The following is a 17169-nucleotide window of genomic DNA, read 5'->3' as shown; positions in this document are numbered from 1 at the left end:
GTGCCCACCGTCATCGTCGCCCGCACCGACGCCCTCGCCGCCACCTTGCTCACCAGCGACATCGACGAGAACGACGCCCGCTTTTGCACCGGCGAACGCACCGCCGAGGGCTTCTACCGCATCGAGAACGGCATGGCCCCGGCCATCGCCCGCGCCCTGGCCTACGCCCCCTACGCCGACCTGCTGTGGATGGAGACCGCCACCCCCGACCTGGCCCAGGCCCGCGAGTTCGCCGAGGCCGTCCACGCCCAGTACCCCGACCAGCTGCTGGCCTACAACTGCTCGCCGTCCTTCAACTGGCGCGCGGCCCTGGACGACGACCAGATCGCCAAGTTCCAGCGCGAGCTGGGCGCGATGGGCTACCGCTTCCAGTTCATCACCCTGGCCGGCTTCCACTCCCTCAACCACGCCATGTTCGACCTCGCCCGCGGCTACGCCGACCACGGCATGAGCGCCTACGTCGACCTCCAGGAACGCGAGTTCGCCGCCCAGCGCCACGGTTTCACCGCCGTCAGACACCAACGCGAGGTCGGCACCGGCTACTTCGACCAGATCGCCGCCGCCATCAACCCCGCCTCCGAAACCACCGCGCTGCGCGGCTCCACCGAAGAGCAACAGTTCCGGTGAGGTGAGGAGCCGTGCCGCGCGTCGCCCTGCGAGTAGATAGAACGTTCCGTATACTTGCTGCCATGAGTCCGCTCACAGCAGACACCGCGCCGCGTCCGTCCGCTCGTAGCAGGCTGTTGGAAGCGGCGGACGAGCTGTTCTATCGCCAGGGCGTCGACGCCACCGGGGTCGACGCCGTGATCGAGGCCGCGAACGTGGCCCGTATGACCTTCTACAAGCACTTCGGCGGCAAGGACGCGTTGGTCGTCGCTTATCTGGAGGAGCGCGACGCGCGCTGGCGCGGCCTCCTGGACGACATGTGCCAGGCGGCCGGCCCCGACCCCGTGGCGCGCATCAAGGCGGTGTTCGACGCGCTGGCGGTCTACCACCGCCGGCCCGGCCACCGGGGGTGCGCCTTCGCCAATGCCGCCGCCCAGCTGGGGGGCCGGGACCACCCCGCGCGGGCCGTTGTGGCCGCGCACAAGGCCGCCCACCGCGCACGCCTCGCGGAGTGGGTCGACGAGGCGCGCTATGCGGATGCCGGGGAACTCGTCGACCTCCTGCTCATGCTGTACGAGGGCGCGACCACCACCGAGGCGCTGGGCACCGTCACGGATGCCGTGACCAAGGCACAGCGGACCGTCGCCCGCTTGCTCGACACCTGGCCGCGGCGGACCGAAGAGGAGGCACGGTGAGGGACACAACGACGCGCCGGAGCACACCGAGGCTGCCGTTGACCTGGAAGGTCGGGTTGGCGGGAGTCACGGCGCAGGGGGTGACCTTCGGCTTCGCGCGCTACGGATACGGGCTGTTCCTGCCCGAGATGCGCCGGGACTTCTCGCTGTCGGTCTCCCTCATCGGCTTGATCGGCAGCGCCACCTACATCAGCTACATGGTGTCGCTCCTGCTCGTCGGTGTGCTCTCCCGGCGTTGCGGACCACGGCCACTGGTCATCGCGGGCGGTGTGTCCGCCGCGGCCGGCATGTTCCTCGTGGCGTTCGCCGGGAACACCGGCGCACTGGCCGCCGGCCTGATCCTCGCCGGGCTGAGCCCGGGCTTCGTATGGGCACCGTATTCCGACGCGGTGGCCCGGATGGTGCCGGCCGACCGCCGCGAGCGGCTGATGGCGCTGATTCCCAGCGGCACGGCTTTCGCCGTGGTCGTGGCCGGGCCGCTGGCCATCTTCGCGACCGGGCCGGCCTGGCAGTACGCGTGGAGCGCGTTCGCCGTCGCGGCCCTCGCCGTGACCCTGCTCAACGCCTGGGTCCTGCCCGGCGGCCCGGCCTCCCCGCGCACCCGCCACCCGGAGAAGGGGCCCGGCTGGCGCTGGTTCGCCCGTACCGCGACCGTGCCGCTCTATGTGACCGCGGGTTCCTACGGACTGATCGGCGCCGTCTACTGGACTTTCGCGGCGGATACCGTGGCACGGAACCTCTCCGCCGACCAGTTGGCCGTCCCCCTGTTCTGGACCTTGATGGGACTGGCCGGAACCGCGGGAGTGGCGGCCGGAGCCTTCATCGACAGGCTGGGCCTGCGCCGCGCACAGCTATGCCTGTTCCTCGCCTTGGCACTGGCCATCGCCCTCCTCGGCGCCGCCCCGGACTCGCTGCCCGCGGTAGCGCTGTCCGCCGTGTTCTACGGACCGGCTTTCATGGCGACCTCCGGCCTGCTCGCGGTGTGGAGTTACCAGGTCTTTCCCGAACACCCCGCCACGGGGTTCAGCGCCACGGTCTTCTTCCTCGGGCTCGGTACCGTCACCGGACCGGCCGCGTTGGGGGCCTTCGCCGACCGGAACGGCCTCGACGCCGCGTTTCTGCTCACCGCGGCGATCACCCTTCTCACCCCGTTGGCCCGGCCGGCACCGCAACGAGGCCGGAGGGCCGCGAGCTCTGCGACGGCTTCGCCGCTCCGGGACTCCGAAACGCGCGAACGCATCTGAGCGGTGTCAACGCATCGTGCGGGTTTCCGTGATGACAGCGGTGACCAACTCGAACGGCGTCACATCGAACGCGGGATTGAACACCTTCGTATTCCGCGCGGCGACGCGCGTGCCCGCATGGTGGGTGACCTCATCGGCGTGCCGCTCCTCGATCCGGATGTCCGCACCGCTCCGGGTGCGCGGGTCGAGGGTGGATTCGGGTGCGACGACCACGAAGGGAACGCCGGCCCGCTGCGCGGCCACGGCCAGGGCGTAGGTCCCGATCTTGTTCGCGACGTCCCCGTTCGCGGCGACCCGGTCCGCGCCGACGACGACGCAGTCCACCATCCCGGCGGCGAGCGCGGCAGGACCGGCGGCGTCGACGCAGAGGCGATGAGGGATACCGGCCTCCGCCAGTTCCCACACCGTCAGACGGGCGCCTTGCAGCAGCGGACGCGTTTCGCCCGCCAGAACCTCGGCCACCAGCCCGGCGGAGGCGAGTTCTTTTATGGCGCCGAGCGCCGTACCCCAGGCTGCCGTCGCCAGACGACCGGTATTGCAGTGCGTCAGCACCCGCAATTGTTTGGCCGGCAGGCAATCCCGCAGGAATTCCGCGGCCCGGCGAGAGGCGGCGCGGTTCACCTGCTCGTCTTCGGCCAGCATCGAAAGGGCTTCGGCGAGCACCGCCTCCTTGCCGTCGTGCAACCGGTTCAGCGCACGCTGCACGCCCCGCTCCAAATTCACCGCGGTAGGCCGTGCTTCGGCGATGAGCCGGGCCTGCGCACGCACGGTCGCCTCCCCGACCTCACCGTCCGCGTCCGCGAGATGAGCGGCCAGGGCCACGCCGAGTGCTCCTGCCACACCCACTGCCGGCGCGCCCCGAATCGCCAGTGACTTTATGGCGGCGACGACTTGTCCGGTGTCCGTGAGCCGCAACACTTTCAACTGGTCGGGCAAGGCTCGCTGGTCGACCGCGACCACCGCCCCGTTATCCCACCCGATGGACCGCTTCACGAAAACTCGTCTCCTTTTCCGGTGTCCGCGGCGCACAGGTCCAGTGAGAGGCCGTGCCGGTCCGCGGGCGGGGCGTCGAGAATGTGATCGGAATTGAGGATGGCCGTCTGGAGTTCGCCGAGCTTCGGAGACGGCGCGATACCGAGTTCGCGGCTCAGGCTGTCGTGCAGGGAACGGTGGATGTCCAGCGCCTGCGCCGACCGCCCCGAACGGTGCAGTGCGATCATGTACTGCGCGTGGAAGTTCTCGTTGGTCGGGTGCTCCGCCACCAATTGCCCGAGCTGCGGGAGGAGTTCGTGGTGCAGGCCGAGGCGTAACTCGGCCTCCAGACACCGTTCCAGGAGGTTCAGCCGGTATTCCTCCAATCCCACGATGTGCGACTGCAAGTAGGTGCCGGTCGATACGTCCGAGAGCACCGGCCCGCGCCACAGGGCGAGCGCGGATCTCAGCGAAGAGCGGATCTGCCGGTCGTCCCGTGCGGCCTGCGCCTTCTGCGCCCGGGAGACGTAGGCGTCACAAGCGTGCAGGTCCAGACTCTCGGGGCCGACGTTCAGACGGTAGCCGCGGTGCTGGGTGGCCAACAGTTCCTTCGCCCGTCGCCGGGACCCTACGGGCGGGACGCAGGCGAACGCCTGCCTGATGTGGAGCACGCGTGTGTGCAGGCTCTGCACGGCGCTCCGCGGGCTGTCCGGGCCCCAGATCTCCTCCAGACACTGCTCCAAGGGCACCGTCGTGTTCCTGTGCAGGAGCAGCAGGGCCAGCAGCTGCCGGGTTTTGGGGGCGGACGGCAGGGGGTATTCCTGACCGTCCTCCAGTATGAGCGGGCCTAATACACCGAACCGCATGTTTCCTCCGTTGGATGGTTGCCAGAGACCGCCGGAGTGTCCTGAATCCGGTGGCGCACACGGATCTCGGGAGCGGGGAGGGGGAGGGTGCGCCGACCGAGAGATCGCGAAGCATATGCTTCCCGCTCTTCGCTCGGTCAAGTGTTTTCATCCCGGGCGTTCCCGGCTTTGAGCCACCGGAAGCACATCCGACATCCAACTAGATGCAGGGAGAACCTACTGCCTTGGGTGCATTCTGCTGGTGAATCGCCTATGGGTGCTTACGGCCGGTTTACGCGCGTTGCGGCCCGCGCTGGCCGGCCGCATTGTCCCAAGATGGTTGCAGAAATGGCACACCGGGTGACCAGCGTCGATTTTGCATGCCACGCTTTCGGGTGAGAGATGATCACCTCACCGGTCCGCATTCCGGACGAGGTGCCGGTCCGACCCGGTCCGGCCGATCACGATGGCCGATTAGCGGTGCCTGCCGTGCGTGCCGCAAGAATTCCTGACGCGCTGTGGTGTTTAAGTTTTTCCCAGCACGGTACTCGGCAATGCTTCACACGAGGCATACGGTGTTTAGCCGTCTCGGTGACGGCTACTCATACATGAAATCGGCGGAGCGGCCTGGAGGTGTCATGGCGGACTGGCTACTGGACGAGGAGTATGCGAGCCCGTCGGGAGTCGTCCGCTGGGCGTGTGTGGGGCAGGGGCCGCCGGTCGTGTTCCTGCACGGTACGCCTTTCTCCTCGTACATCTGGCGCCATGTCACGGCGGCGCTGTCCGACCGGTACTGCTGCTACGTCTGGGACATGGCGGGCTACGGCGCATCGCAGAAGTCCGAAGGGCAGGACGTCTCCCTGGCGGCTCAGCAGGAGGTGTTCACCGGGCTGATGCGCAAGTGGGGGCTGCACGAACCCGCGGTGGTCGCCCACGACTTCGGTGGCGCTGTGGCGCTGCGGTCGGCGGTGTTCGACGGCATGCGGTACGGCCGCCTGGCGCTGCTGGACACCGTCGCCCTGCGTCCTTGGGGCACCGGATTCTTCCGGCTGGCGCGTGAACACCCCGAAGCCTTCGCGTCGCTTCCGGGGCATCTGCACGAAGCGCTGGTGCGCGCTCACATCGCCACGGCGAGCCATAAGGGTCTGGGCAAGGAGGCCGCCGACGCTCTCGTGCTTCCCTGGCTGGGGGAGGCCGGGCAGCGGGCGTTCTACCGTCAGGCCGCTCTGAACGACGAGCGGTTCACCCGTGAACTCGAAGACCGGCTCGGCGACCTCCGCTTGCCGACTCTGATCGCTTGGGGCCGGGAAGACGCGTGGCTGCCGATCGACCACGCCGAACGGCTGAAAGCCTGCATGCCGCACGCCCGGATGCACGTGCTCGAAGGCGCCGGCCACTTGGTCCAGGAGGACGCGCCGTCGCGGTTGTGCGGTCTCCTTGAGGACTTCCTGCACCCGGCGTAACGGTGGCGCCCGCGTCGGCCCGCCACCCTCGCCCGGGGCGCGGGCCCTCGTGCATCAGGTGGCCCGGAAAGGCGAGCGACTTATACCACGAGCTGCCTCGCGTCTATAGGTAATTTGCGGGATTTGCCATCACTTTGGCCTGTAGAGAAGATCTTTTTACCTTCGTATCCTTGCCCCTGTGCGCACTTAGGCATGTACTGTTGCAAATGGCGTATGCAAAATCTTTTGCTCGCCAAAGGGTGCGTGGGGGTGTTTTTGGTGACACGGGGGAAGCTCTTGGGCTCCGCCCTTTCGGTGCCGTTGCTCGCATTGACCGTGCGACTCGCCATCTCCTCGATCGTTCCCTCTCCGCTTGTCCTGTCGGGACGGCTTTAGCCGTACCTTCCCGGTGGGTCCGACCAAAAAATGCAGACATGTTTCTGTGTGCTGGAGGGGCGAATGGATAACAAAGTCATCACCGTCCTCGTCGTCGACGACCAGACCCTGCTCAGGGAAACGCTGTGCGACGTGCTCGCCGCTCAGCCCGACATCAAGGTGGTCGGCGGCTTAACCAACGGGGAGGCCGCGGTGCGCATGGCCGCCGAGCTGCGCCCCGACGTGATCCTGCTGGACGGGGCCGAGCCGTACGGAGTGGTCTCGGGGGTCGAGGCCATGCACCGGGTGTCGCCGCGGTCGCAGTGCATCGTCCTGACCTCTTTCCATCATCCCGCGCTCGTTCAGCAGGCGCTCCAGCTGCGGGTGAGCGGGTTCCTGACCAAGAATTTGCGGCGGGCCGAGGTGCTGGCCGCGATTCGTAGCGTGACGAGCCATCCTGGGCAGATATTCATGTCCGTGCCGAAGGAGAGTATGGCGGCTCTCCCGTATTCGTCCACGGCGCGGCTCTCCGCCCGCGAACTGCAGATTATGGAGAATGTGGCGCGGGGGCTGAGCAACAGCCAGATCGCCGCTCGTCTCACCATCACCGAGGCAACGGTCAAGCGCCATCTGAGCAATGTTTTCGAAAAACTGGGCGCGGTTTCCCGGATCGACGCCGTGAACAAGGCGAAATCCATGCTGATCCTGGGGATTTCCCGGAGCAACACCGGCCCGTACCCCCGGCCGGAGGCCCGCCTCCAGGTACAGGCCGGTACGTGAAACCCAGGACCGGACCGCGCCTCGGGTCCCCGCCCGAGGCGCGGTCCGGTCCGGTTCAGACGCGCTTGAGCACGTGCAGGAGGTACTCGTCCCGGTTGAGCGGGTTGGCGCCCTCGGGCCTGGGCCGCACGGGCGGGTGGCCGGCGGCGGGCCGGTAGCCCCGGTGCTCGGCCAGGAACACGCCCTCTCCCTGGGTCAGCCCGGGAACCCGCTGGTTGAAGTCGTGCACGAGGCTGGTCGGCATCGTGCCCTCCAGGCGGAAGGCGTCGCCCTCGGCCGTGGGTACGCCGGGGTTGGCGCCCAGCTCGGCGAGTTTCGCCAGCACCGGGCTGAGCCGCGTGGCGGGCACCTCCAGCTCGAAGGAGCTGACCGGTTCGTACACCCGGGTGCCGGCCTGCCGGAGCGCGTCCATCAGGACCAGCGGCGTGGCCTTGCGGAAGTCGTCGGCCGCGCTGACCGGGCTGGCGAACCCGGTGCGGGTCAGCGTGACGGCGCAGTCGGTGACCTGCCAGCCGTACAGGCCGTGCCGCAGGGTGGCGTGCACCGTCTCCTCGATGGCCTTGTGGAAGGCCAGGGGGAGTGAGCCCAGTTCCACCGCGAGGCGGAAGGTGATGCCGGCGCCCGGCTCGGCGGGGCCGACGTGCAGCCCCACGGTCGCCCAGAAGTAGTTGTGCGTCCGCGTGTCCAGCTCTTCCAGCGCCTCGCCCGTGCCGACGGGCTTCTCGATGCAGACCGTACGGGTCGGGTCGAAGCGGGCCCGCACGCCGAAGGACTCCGCGAGCGTGCTGCCGAGGATTTCCTTCTGCACCTCCCCGTAGAGGCGGACCACCGCGCCGTCCGCGTTCTCCTCGTCCTGCCGCAGGTCGATCGACGGGTCCTGCTCGTCGAGCATGCGCAGCGCCGCGTGCAGCCGCCCGGCGTCCGCCGGACGCTCCGGCCTGACGACGGTCTCCAGGCTGGGCGGGGCGAAGAAGTTCCGCGGCGGGGGGCCGTCGAGGTGCCCGGCGCGGTCGCCGACCCGTACGTCCTTCAGGCCCCACGCCTGCGCGATGTCCCCGGCGGTCGCCCGGATGTCGCTGGTGGCCGACCCGTGCTCGAAGACCCGCAGCGCGGTGATCCGCCCGGCGTGCTCGGTGACCCGGCCCGTGTGGTCGACGCGGTGCAGCGTCACGGAGTCGCGGGTGCCCAGCGTGCCGGAGCGCAGCCGCAGGTACGCGACCGCCTCCCCGCGCGTACCGCGGTCGACCTTGAACACCGTGGCACGCAGCGGCGCGTCCCCCGGGTCGTGGACCGCGGGCAGCAACTCGCGGACGCCGCGCATCAGGTGGTCCAGGCCCTCGCCGGTCAGCGCCGACCCGAAGAACACCGGGTGGACCAGGCCGCGCCCGGTCTGCGCGGCCAGCTCCTCGGCGTACTCCTTCTCGGACAGTACGCGTTCCTCGTCCAGGTAGGCGGCCAGGAAGGCGTCGTCGTGGTCGGCGAGCAGCTCGCCGAGCCGGACGGCGAACTCCGGGTCGGTGTCCGGGCCGAGGGGGGTCGCGCGGGCCCGCGGCGTGCCGGCGTCCGCCACGGCGGAGAGTTCCACCGCGGCGGGGGTGAGCCGGTCGCGGATCTCCCGCAGCACACCGTCGGGGCGCGCGCCACCCCGGTCGATCTTGTTGACGAAGACCAGCGTGGGGATGTCCAGCCGCCGCAGGGTCCGCATCAGGATGCGGGTCTGCGGCTGGACGCCCTCGACGGCCGAGACCACCAGGATCGCGCCGTCGAGCACCCCGAGCGCCCGCTCGACCTCGGAGATGAAGTCGGAGTGCCCCGGAGTGTCGATGAGGTTGACCTTGAGGTCGTCCAGGACGAAGGTGGCCACGGCGGACCGGATGGTGATGCCCCGCCGCCGCTCCAGCTCCATCGAGTCGGTCTGCGTGGTGCCGGCGTCCACGCTGCCGATCTCGTCGATCACCCCGGCGCGGTGCAGCAGGCGCTCGGTGAGACTGGTCTTGCCGGCGTCAACGTGGGCCAGAATGCCCAGATTCAGCTTCTTCATGGAGGGGGTTCGGATTCCTCTGCGTCGTGATGCGGACCTTTCCTGCCGGATTCGTGGTCGCCTGCCGCATCGTTCCGCCCTCTCTGACGTTGCTTTCCCGCACCCGGCGGGGACGTCCCCGCGGGCATGATCACCGTAGCAAGCGCCGCCGCGCCGGGTCAGGGCTTGACGGCGACAATCAGCCAGTCGCCGAGGAGGTTGTCGATCCGCTCCGCCTGCCGGACCAGGAAGCCGGCCTCCTCCACCTCCGCGCGGTACTCCGCGACGCTGCTGGAGGAGCTGTCGCCGCGTATCAGGCCGTGGTTGAGCCGTTGCAGCACGTCCTGCGCCGTCGTGGTGGCCGGGTCGGTCATCAGGTCGTAGACCACCAGCGCGCCGCCGGAAGGCAGCGCCTCGTGGATGCGCGCGAGCAGCTTGCGGCGCTGCGGTGCGGGCCAGTCGGGCAGTACGTGGCCGGTGACCACCACGTCCGCCGACGGCAGCGGGTCGGCCAGGAAGTCGCCGCCGTGGAAGCGGACCCGGCCTTCCAGACCGCGGTCGCGGATCAGCTCCTCGCCCAGCGGCGCCAGCGCCGGGAGGTCGAACACGACGCCCCGCAGGTGCGGGTGGGCCAGGGCCAGCCGCGTGGCCAGGTTGCCCCGGGCGCCGCCAATGTCGACGAACGACTCGTACCCGCCCCAGTCGACGCGGCGCGCCAGCTCCTCGGCGGTGAAGGAGCTGAATGTGTCGAAGTGCGCCATGACCTGGCGGGCGCGCTCCGGGTCCTCGTAGTGCTTGGGGTACGCCTCGGGCCCGTGCGCCTCGGAGCCGGAGCCCGCCTCGCCCTCCTGGAGCGCGGTCGTCAGCCCGGCCCATACGTGGTAGTGCTTGCGCGCGTGCTGGAGGACGGTGCCGCCGAGGTATTCGGGGGAGCCGGACACCAGGAACGCCCGCGCCGCGGGGGAGTTGCGGTAGCGGTCGCCGTCCGCCTCCAGCAACTCCAGCGCGACGAGCGCTTCGAGGAACTCCTTGGCCAGCGGATGGACGATCCGTAGCTTGTCCTTCACCTCCTCGACGGTCGCGGGGCCTTCGGCGAGCAGGTCGAACAGGCCCAGCTCAACAGCGCTGTGCAGGGCCTTCGCCTGGTGGTACGCGGTGGTCAGGCGCAGCAGCGAGCGGGCCTGGGCCACGGGGGCGAGCGGTGCGGTGGTCATGGGACTCCTTGGGCTGAGAGGGGTGCGGGGCAGGGAACCGCGGGCCGGGCGCCTCACATGGCGGGCGGCCCGAACCAGGCGCGCAGGGCCTCGGTGAGCCCGTCCGTACCCGTATCCGGGGCCGCGGTCCAGCAGATGTAGCCGTCGGGCCGGACCAGCAGCGCGGCCAGCCCGTCGACCGCGGTGCCCGGCTGCGCGACGCCCTCGGCCGCGACCAGGTCCACCCGGTCCTTCCACGCCGCGGCCTCGTCGGCGAGCGGCTGGTCGGAGCCGAGCGTCAGCAGGACGCCGCGCGCCGCGTGGAAGTACGTGCTCAGCTGTCGCGTGCCGTCCTCGGTGACGAGCAGCAGGTCAGGGACGCGGCGCCCCAGCAGCGGGTGCTCGCCCGCCATGGGGTACCGCACGTCCAGCGCCGAGATGAGGCCCGCCAGGTAGCGGTTGGTCTCCGGGACGTGCAGCAGCTCGATCATCAGCTCCCGCAGCCCCTCGAACCGCGGGTCCGGGTCGATCAGCACCGCCTGCGCGCGGGTGTTGCGCAGCACGCCGGCGGCGATCGGGCGGCGCTCGGCCTCGTAGGTGTCCAGCAGCTCCGGCGGCGCCGTGCCCGCGATGGTCGCGCCCAGCTTCCAGCCCAGGTTCACCGCGTCCTGGAAGCCCAGGTTGAGGCCCTGGCCGCCCGCGGGCAGGTGGATGTGGCAGGCGTCCCCCGCCAGCAGTACGCGGCCGTCGCGGTACCGTTCGGCCTGGCGCGAGGTGTCGGTGAGCCGGGAGAGCCAGCGCACGTCGTGCATCCCGAAGTCGCTGCCGGCCACCTCGGTGAGCGCGGCCCGCACGTCCTCCTCGGTGACCGGCGCCCTGCGGTCGGCGTAGGGCCGGTCGAAGAAGGCGACCGTGGCCCGGAAGATGCCCGGCTCCAGCGGGAAGGCGGCGAACCAGGCACGCAGGTCGTGCCGCATGACGCCGTAGGGCCGCATCGGGCCCATGCCTTCCCCGTGCGGCAGCTCCTCGCTGAACCGCGCGTCCGCGATCACCGCGAACATGTGCGGCTCCTGCCCGGGGAAGTCGATGCCGAGCAGCTTGCGCACGGTGCTGCCGCCGCCGTCACACCCGACCAGGTACGCGCACTCGACCTCGTACGGCCCCTCGGGCCCGGTGACGGAGACGGTCACGCCGTCGGCGTCCTGCTCCAGGGCCGTCAGCGCGTGCCCGCGCCGCAGCTCGGCGCCCAGCTCCAGGGCCCGCCCGGTCAGCAGCTCCTCGGTACGCACCTGGGGGACGAACAGGGCGTAGGGGTGCCGGGTGTCGAACGACGAGAATTCCAGGGGCACTCCGAGGCTGGCGAAGTTCCCGCCGCGCAGCTTCATCGCGCCGGCCTGGAATTCCCCGCCCAGCCCGCGCATGTCCAGCAGTTCGACGGTGCGCGCGTGCACACCGAGCGCCTTGGAGAAGTCGACCGGCTGGTCCAGGCGTTCCAGCACCAGGGTCCTGGCACCGGCCAGGCGCAGTTCGCAGGCGAGCATCAGGCCGGTCGGCCCGGCGCCGGCGACCACCACGTCGTACCGCATACACGCTCCTCGAATCGGTGGTTTCGCCAGGCATGCTGACCGCGCGGCTTCAAGGCGCCGTCCAGCCGGAATCCGGGGCGGACGGCTCGAATTGGGCTCGAAGCGGGCTTCGTAGCGTGGCGGCGACCCTACGGACACCGAGGACGCCTCATGCCGTTCACCCAGAAGGAAATCACCTACCTGCGCGCGCAGGGCTACGGCCGTCTGGCGACGGTCGGCGCCCACGGAGAACCCCACAACGTGCCCGTCTCCTTCGAGATCGACGAGGAGCGCGGCACCATCGAGATCACCGGCCGGGACATGGGCCGCAGCCGCAAGTACCACAACGTGGCGAAGAACGACCGGGTCGCCTTCGTCGTCGACGACATCCCGTGCCGCGACCCCGAAGTGGTCCGTGCCGTCGTCATCCACGGCACCGCCCAGGCCCTGCCGGCCGGCGGGAAGGCCCGCAGGCCGCACTGCGCCGACGAGATGATCCGCATCCACCCCCGGCGGATCGTCACCTGGGGCATCGAAGGGGACCTGTCGACCGGGGTCCACAAACGGACCGTCGCGGCCGAGGACGGAGGACGGCGATGAGGGAGCTGCCCGACTTCCCGTGGGACGTGATCCTGCCGTACAAGCGGCGTGCCGCCGCCCACCCCGGCGGGCTGGTCAACCTGGCCCTGGGCGAACCGGTCGACGCCACACCCGAGGTGGTGCGGTCGGCGCTCGCGGCAGCGGCGGACGCGCCGGGCTACCCGCCCACGGAGGGCACGCCCGCGCTGCGCGAAGCGGCCGCCGCCTGGCTGCGCCGCCGCCTGGGGGTGACGGTGGATCCCTCGGCGGTGCTGCCGGCGGTCGGCACCAAGGAACTGATCGCCTGGCTCCCCGCGATGCTGGGCACCGGGCCGGGCGACACGGTGGCCTTTCCGCGGCTGGCGTTCCCCACCTTCGACGTCAGCGCGCGGCTGGCCGGCGCGGCGGGCCGGCCGGTGGACTCGCCGGTGGAACTCGGGCGGGAACCGGTGAAGGTGGTCTGGCTCAACTCGCCGTCCAACCCGGAGGGCAGGGTGCTGTCCGTACCGGAGCTGCGCGAGATCGTGGCCTGGGCGCGGGACCGGGGCGCCGTACTCGTCAACGACGAGTGCTACATCGAGTACGGGTGGGACCGGCGGCCGGTGTCGCTGCTCGACCCGGCCGTGTGCGGCGGCACCCACGAGGGGCTGCTCGCGGTGCACTCGCTGTCCAAGCGCTCCAACCTCGCGGGCTACCGCGCGGGCATCTGCTCCGGCGACCCGGCCCTGGTCCAACGCCTCCTCCAGGTACGCAAACACGCCGGACACGCCGTACCGGCGCCCGTGCAGGCAGCCATGGCGGCCGCCCTGGACGACGATGCCCACGTGGAGCGGCAGCGGGACCGGTACACGTCCCGGCGGCGCGTCCTGCGCGACGCCCTGGAAGGAGCCGGGTTCCGCGTCGAACACTCCGAGGGCGGGCTGTTCCTGTGGGTGACCCAGGGCGAGCCGTGCTGGCCCACCGTGCAGAAGCTGGCCGACCTCGGCATCCTCGTCGCGCCCGGTGCCTTCTATGGCGAGGCCGGTGAGCAGCACGTACGCATCGCGTTCACGGCGACCGACGAGCGGATCGCCGCGGCCGCGGCCCGTCTGACATGACGGCGGACACGGAGACCGCCGCGCGGGAGCCCCGGCCGGTGGCGTTGCTGCTACCCGGCCAGGGGGCCCAGTACCGGCGGATGGCGGCGGGACTGTACGCCTCGGTCCCGGTCTTCGCCGAGGCGGTCGACGAGGTACTGGGCGCGATGGGGGCCGAGGGCGCCCGCATGCACGCCGACTGGCTGGCCGAGCGCCCCGGCCTGCCGGTGGACCACGTACTGCGGGCCCAGCCGCTGCTGTTCGCCGTCGACTACGCGCTGGGCCGGCTGGTGACGAGCTGGGGCATCCGCCCGGTGGCGCTGCTGGGCCACAGCATCGGCGAGATGGCGGCCGCCACCCTCGCCGGGGTGTTCTCGGTGCGCGACGCCGCGCGGGTGGTGCTGGACCGGGTGACGCGGCTTACGGCGGCGCCCCCGGGCGGCATGCTGGCGGTGGCGGAGTCCGCCGCGGCACTGGAACCCTTCCTGGGCGGTGGCGTGGTGGTCGGCGCCGTCAACGCGCCGCGGCAGACCGTCCTCGGGGGACCCGAGGACGCGCTGCGCGCCGTGGGGGAGACCCTGCGGGCCCGCGGAATCACCGCCCAGCGGGTGCCGGCGCTCAGCCCGTTCCACAGTCCGGCGATGGCCCCGCACGCGAGGGGCGCCGAGGCGGTGCTCGCGGCGGTGGAGCGTCGGCCGCCCCACATCGTGGTCCACTCCTGCTATACGGCGGCACCGCTGACGGCGCGGCAGGTCGCGGACCCCGCGTACTGGGCCGCGCACCCGGTGGACCAGGTGCGGTTCTGGCCTGCCCTGGACGGGCTGCTGTCTCCCGGCGGGCTCGTGGTGGTCGAGGCGGGGCCCGGCCGTACGCTGTCGAGCCTGGCCCTGCGCCACCCCTCCGTACGCCGTGGGGACTGCAAGGTCGTACCGCTGTCGCCGAAACGGGCGGGCGGGCCGGAGGACGACCGGGGGGCGTTGGCGGAGGCGGTGGACGCCTTGCGGGGTGAGGGGTATCGCATTCCCTGAGGAGGGTCGAGCCGCGCTCAGAAACCGTCGTCCTCCGCCTCGGCTTGAGCGATCCGGGCCCGCACGTCCGGATCGCGGGCGAGACGCGGGGGAAGTTTCGTCTCCGAGTCGATGCGGACCGAGAGGATGTGGTCGCGCGAGATGCCCGCGTCCGTGAGGTCGGCACCGCGCAGATCGGCTCCGTCCAGGCGCGTCTCACCGAAGGTCAGGCCGGCCAGGTTCGCCCGGTACAGGACCGCGCCGCGCAGGTCGGTGCCCCACAGGTCCGCGCCGCGAAGGTCCGCGCCTCTCAGGTCCGCTGTGCGCAGGGTGGCGTCGGACAGGTCCGCGTCGCGCAGGTTCGCCCGGGCCGGAGTGGCGTCCCGGAGGTCCGCCCCGCGCAGATCCGCGTTGGCCAGATCGGCGCGTGCGAGTCGCGCACCTCGCAGGTCCGCGCCGCTCAGATGCGCGTCCCTGAGGTCGCAGTCTCGGAGGACCGCTCTGCGCAGCTGGGCCCGCTGGTGGTCGGCGGCGACGGGAGACGAGGGGTCCCACCCCAGTTCGACGCCGGGCAGGTGGGTGGAACGGAGGTCGGGAACGAAGGAGCCGTCATGGGCGGAGTTCCGGCCGCTGATCACGTCGAGCGCGGCCAGCACATCGGGTGGCGCCTGGTTGCCGCCTTTCGGCGGGGTGCCGGCATGCGTGCGGATGTAGGCGGCCAGGACGTTGGCGATGGTGGGGTGATCGCGGGGGCGGTTCTGCATATTGCGCTGGAGGGCGTAGATGCCGCCCAGGCGCACGTCCACCGAGTCCTCGCCCAGCTGTCCAACGGCCGCGGTGTACCGCTCGGTGATCTGCCCTTCCTTCGTGGTGCTCAGCTCGTCCCGGGCGATCCGCAACTGGTTGCTCACCTGGCGGTTGGAGAACCAGAGGCTCAGCACGGCGACGACGGAGGCGAGCAGGACCGAAGTGAGCTCGACCAGGCGGGGCAGGTCCAGCCCCGGACGCCGAGGACCGCCACCGGCCGGTGGCGGGCCGTTCCCGGTCCGGGAGGCGCGCCGGACCACGCGGTGCAACTGCTGACTCCGCCGGTTTCGCATGCCGCCATTCGACCGCCACCGCAGGGGGGCCGTGGCGCGTTCCGCGGAAGCCGTGCGGACGGGCGCCCCGGCCGGTATCGGGGCGCCCGCTCACACGTCCGTACCTACTCCTCCACGACTGCCACCGCCCGCGTCCACCCGGCGCCCGCTCCCGCGATCTTGAACGGGAAACAGGACACCAGGAACCCGTCGGGACCGGGCAGCGCGCCGAGGTTGTCCAGCCGCTCGATCTGGCAGTACTCGCGCTCCCGTCCCACGAAGTGGGCGGGCCACAGTACACCGCGGTCGCCGGTGCGCTGATACTCCTTGATCATGTGCCCGAACGGGGCGTCGAGGCTGAACGCGTCGGTCCCGATGACCCGTACGCCGAAGTCGAGCAGCAGATGCGTCGCCGCGGCGTCCAGGCCGGCGAACTCCGTGAAGTACTCCGGCTTTCCGGCCCGCTGGTCCGCGCCGGTGTGCAGCAGGACGATGTCGTACGGACGCGGGTCGCGGCCCGCCTCGTCGAGGGCCCGCCGTATCCGGTCGGCCCCGATGGCGCCCACCGGCTCGCCGGTGAGGTCGAGTTTGAGGCCCGGCCGCAGAAACCAGTCCAGAGGCATCTGGTCGATGTGCCGCGGTGTGCCGTAGCGCGCGCGGGAACCGTAATGCGACGGGGCGTCGACGTGGGTGCCGGTGTGGGTGGTCAGCCGCAGGGTGTCGAGGGACAGCAGTTCGCCGTCCGGGAGGTCGGCCGGGTCGAAGTCGATGCCGTGGTGGCGCCGCATCCCCTCGGCCATGTGCCGGCCGCCCTCGGCCGGGGTCAGGATCTCGTGTTCTACCGGGTCGACCTCCCACCGGGCGGCGTCCACGGTTGTCGACAGATCGATGATGCGCATGTCGGTCCCTTCCGGTCCACGCCTACCGCAGGCAGGCCCCGCCGTCCACGGTGAGCACCTGCCCGTGCAGGCCCCCGGCCTCGGGGCGGCACAGCAGCGCGACCACGTCGGCCACTTCCTCGGCGGTGGCCAGCCGGCCCGTCGGCGTACGCCGCAGCAGGCCCTCCAACGCCTGGGCCGGTACGGGGCCGGAGCCGGCGACCTTGCCGGCGGCCACCGCGTTGACCGCGACGCCCTTGCCCGCGAGCTCCACCGCCAGGTACCGCACCAGCGTCTCCAGGGCGGCCTTGGCCATGCCCAGGCCCGCGTAACCGGGCACGACCGTCCGGGCGCCGATGCTGGAGACGGCGACGATGCGGCCGGTGCCCGGAGTCATCAGGCTGTGCAGCCGCGCCGCCCCGTACAGCAGCGGCCCCACCGCCACGGCGCCGTCGCCCAGGTACTTGCCGATGTGCGGGGACGCGGTCGGTGCCGGGTGGAAGGAACCGGCGGCGTGCACCAGGACGTCCAGCCGGCCGTGGGTGCGCCGGATGTCGTCCAGCAGCCGCACCACGCCGGCGGGGCGGCCGATGTCCGCACGCATCAGCCGTACCTTGCCGCCCTCCTCGGACAGCTGCCGTTCGGCCGCCAGCGCGCCGTCCTCGTCGTGCGCGTAGTTGAGCAGCACCTCGCAGCCCGCGGTGCCCAGCTTCCGGGCGACGGCCAGGCCGATGCCGCGGGTACCCCTGACGACCAGTGCCACCGAGCCGTTCGCCGCGGGTGCGCCGTTGATCGTTGTCATTCGCGTGTCCT

16 protein-coding genes are annotated in these 17169 nt (G+C 71.1%); 8 read left to right on the top strand and 8 right to left on the bottom strand.

All coding sequences use genetic code 11. The features are described 5' to 3' along the window. From aceA to ACH4OW_RS37080, 3 genes are all read left to right on the top strand, one after another. The coding region (gene aceA / locus ACH4OW_RS37090; protein WP_398032946.1) for an isocitrate lyase at positions 1-627 on the top strand (627 nt) is incomplete at its 5' end. A 62-nt stretch (positions 628-689) separates the two neighbouring features. Beyond that, positions 690-1301 carry a TetR/AcrR family transcriptional regulator gene (locus ACH4OW_RS37085; protein WP_398032943.1) on the top strand — a complete coding sequence of 204 codons (612 nt, stop codon included), beginning with the start codon at positions 690-692 and terminating at the stop codon, positions 1299-1301. Further along, complete coding sequence (locus tag ACH4OW_RS37080) at positions 1298-2545, top strand: MFS transporter (protein WP_398032940.1); 1248 nt, start codon at positions 1298-1300, stop codon at positions 2543-2545. Before ACH4OW_RS37085 ends, ACH4OW_RS37080 begins: the two co-directional genes overlap by 4 nt. 6 nt (positions 2546-2551) lie before the next feature. Here ACH4OW_RS37080 and mtnA read toward each other — a convergent pair whose 3' ends face one another. Together mtnA and ACH4OW_RS37070 are read right to left on the bottom strand one after the other, a co-directional pair. Then, positions 2552-3538 carry an S-methyl-5-thioribose-1-phosphate isomerase gene (gene mtnA / locus ACH4OW_RS37075; protein WP_398032937.1) on the bottom strand — a complete coding sequence of 329 codons (987 nt, stop codon included), beginning with the start codon at positions 3536-3538 and terminating at the stop codon, positions 2552-2554. Next, positions 3535-4383, bottom strand: a complete 849-nt coding sequence (locus ACH4OW_RS37070) for a BTAD domain-containing putative transcriptional regulator (RefSeq protein ID WP_398032934.1) — start codon at positions 4381-4383, stop codon at positions 3535-3537. Before ACH4OW_RS37070 ends, mtnA begins: the two co-directional genes overlap by 4 nt. Positions 4384-5000: 617 nt before the next feature. Between ACH4OW_RS37070 and ACH4OW_RS37065 the strand changes: the two genes are divergently transcribed. Both ACH4OW_RS37065 and ACH4OW_RS37060 read left to right on the top strand, forming a co-directional pair. Then, the gene (locus tag ACH4OW_RS37065; RefSeq protein WP_398032931.1) at positions 5001-5825 is read left to right on the top strand and encodes an alpha/beta fold hydrolase; all 825 of its coding nucleotides are present in this window, start codon (positions 5001-5003) and stop codon (positions 5823-5825) included. 438 nt (positions 5826-6263) lie between these two features. Then, a complete protein-coding gene (locus ACH4OW_RS37060; protein WP_398032928.1) occupies positions 6264-6959 on the top strand; it encodes a LuxR C-terminal-related transcriptional regulator in 696 nt (231 codons plus the stop codon). 55 nt (positions 6960-7014) lie between these two features. On the opposite strand, the gene otr(A) is transcribed toward ACH4OW_RS37060, so the two are convergent. The 3 genes from otr(A) to ACH4OW_RS37045 form a co-directional block, all read right to left on the bottom strand. Then, positions 7015-9000 carry a tetracycline resistance ribosomal protection protein Otr(A) gene (otr(A), locus tag ACH4OW_RS37055; RefSeq protein WP_360132589.1) on the bottom strand — a complete coding sequence of 662 codons (1986 nt, stop codon included), beginning with the start codon at positions 8998-9000 and terminating at the stop codon, positions 7015-7017. Between the two features lie 158 nt (positions 9001-9158). Further along, positions 9159-10193: a methyltransferase gene (locus tag ACH4OW_RS37050; protein WP_398032924.1), complete on the bottom strand. Its 1035-nt coding sequence runs from the start codon at positions 10191-10193 to the stop codon at positions 9159-9161. A gap of 53 nt (positions 10194-10246) precedes the next feature. Beyond that, on the bottom strand, positions 10247-11758 hold the full coding sequence (locus ACH4OW_RS37045; protein ID WP_398032921.1) for an FAD-dependent monooxygenase: 1512 nt from the start codon (positions 11756-11758) through the stop codon (positions 10247-10249). A 150-nt stretch (positions 11759-11908) separates the two neighbouring features. On the opposite strand from ACH4OW_RS37045, the gene ACH4OW_RS37040 reads away from it, so the two are divergent. From ACH4OW_RS37040 to ACH4OW_RS37030, 3 genes are read left to right on the top strand one after another with little or no spacing between them, the layout of a single operon-like run. After that, a complete protein-coding gene (locus ACH4OW_RS37040) occupies positions 11909-12337 on the top strand; it encodes a PPOX class F420-dependent oxidoreductase (RefSeq protein ID WP_398032918.1) in 429 nt (142 codons plus the stop codon). Then, positions 12334-13413, top strand: a complete 1080-nt coding sequence (gene dapC / locus ACH4OW_RS37035; RefSeq protein ID WP_398032915.1) for a succinyldiaminopimelate transaminase — start codon at positions 12334-12336, stop codon at positions 13411-13413. Before ACH4OW_RS37040 ends, dapC begins: the two co-directional genes overlap by 4 nt. Continuing rightward, complete coding sequence (locus ACH4OW_RS37030) at positions 13410-14420, top strand: acyltransferase domain-containing protein (RefSeq protein WP_398032912.1); 1011 nt, start codon at positions 13410-13412, stop codon at positions 14418-14420. Before dapC ends, ACH4OW_RS37030 begins: the two co-directional genes overlap by 4 nt. Positions 14421-14437: 17 nt before the next feature. On the opposite strand, the gene ACH4OW_RS37025 is transcribed toward ACH4OW_RS37030, so the two are convergent. From ACH4OW_RS37025 to ACH4OW_RS37015, 3 genes are all read right to left on the bottom strand, one after another. Further along, the gene (locus tag ACH4OW_RS37025; protein WP_398032910.1) at positions 14438-15499 is read right to left on the bottom strand and encodes a pentapeptide repeat-containing protein; all 1062 of its coding nucleotides are present in this window, start codon (positions 15497-15499) and stop codon (positions 14438-14440) included. 104 nt (positions 15500-15603) lie between these two features. Next, the gene (locus ACH4OW_RS37020; protein ID WP_398032907.1) at positions 15604-16377 is read right to left on the bottom strand and encodes a cyclase family protein; all 774 of its coding nucleotides are present in this window, start codon (positions 16375-16377) and stop codon (positions 15604-15606) included. Between the two features lie 22 nt (positions 16378-16399). Then, positions 16400-17158, bottom strand: a complete 759-nt coding sequence (locus ACH4OW_RS37015; protein WP_398032904.1) for an SDR family oxidoreductase — start codon at positions 17156-17158, stop codon at positions 16400-16402. Positions 17159-17169: the final 11 nt, after the last annotated feature.

It is taken from the genome of Streptomyces sp. NPDC017056 (assembly GCF_044332485.1).
Taxonomy (GTDB): domain Bacteria; phylum Actinomycetota; class Actinomycetes; order Streptomycetales; family Streptomycetaceae; genus Streptomyces.
This window is presented reverse-complemented; position numbering and strand designations above follow the sequence as displayed.

Bases quoted from the DNA above. Each gene is read 5' to 3' on its own strand.
- ACH4OW_RS37025 (WP_398032910.1), bottom strand. From the start codon at position 15,499: ATGCGAAACCGGCGGAGTCAGCAGTTGCACCGCGTGGTCCGGCGCGCC.
- ACH4OW_RS37045 (WP_398032921.1), bottom strand. From the start codon at position 11,758: ATGCGGTACGACGTGGTGGTCGCCGGCGCCGGGCCGACCGGCCTGATG.
- ACH4OW_RS37060 (WP_398032928.1), top strand. From the start codon at position 6,264: ATGGATAACAAAGTCATCACCGTCCTCGTCGTCGACGACCAGACCCTG.
- ACH4OW_RS37050 (WP_398032924.1), bottom strand. From the start codon at position 10,193: ATGACCACCGCACCGCTCGCCCCCGTGGCCCAGGCCCGCTCGCTGCTG.
- ACH4OW_RS37015 (WP_398032904.1), bottom strand. From the start codon at position 17,158: ATGACAACGATCAACGGCGCACCCGCGGCGAACGGCTCGGTGGCACTG.
- ACH4OW_RS37065 (WP_398032931.1), top strand. From the start codon at position 5,001: ATGGCGGACTGGCTACTGGACGAGGAGTATGCGAGCCCGTCGGGAGTC.
- ACH4OW_RS37070 (WP_398032934.1), bottom strand. From the start codon at position 4,383: ATGCGGTTCGGTGTATTAGGCCCGCTCATACTGGAGGACGGTCAGGAA.
- ACH4OW_RS37020 (WP_398032907.1), bottom strand. From the start codon at position 16,377: ATGCGCATCATCGATCTGTCGACAACCGTGGACGCCGCCCGGTGGGAG.
- dapC (WP_398032915.1), top strand. From the start codon at position 12,334: ATGAGGGAGCTGCCCGACTTCCCGTGGGACGTGATCCTGCCGTACAAG.
- ACH4OW_RS37085 (WP_398032943.1), top strand. From the start codon at position 690: ATGAGTCCGCTCACAGCAGACACCGCGCCGCGTCCGTCCGCTCGTAGC.
- ACH4OW_RS37040 (WP_398032918.1), top strand. From the start codon at position 11,909: ATGCCGTTCACCCAGAAGGAAATCACCTACCTGCGCGCGCAGGGCTAC.
- ACH4OW_RS37030 (WP_398032912.1), top strand. From the start codon at position 13,410: ATGACGGCGGACACGGAGACCGCCGCGCGGGAGCCCCGGCCGGTGGCG.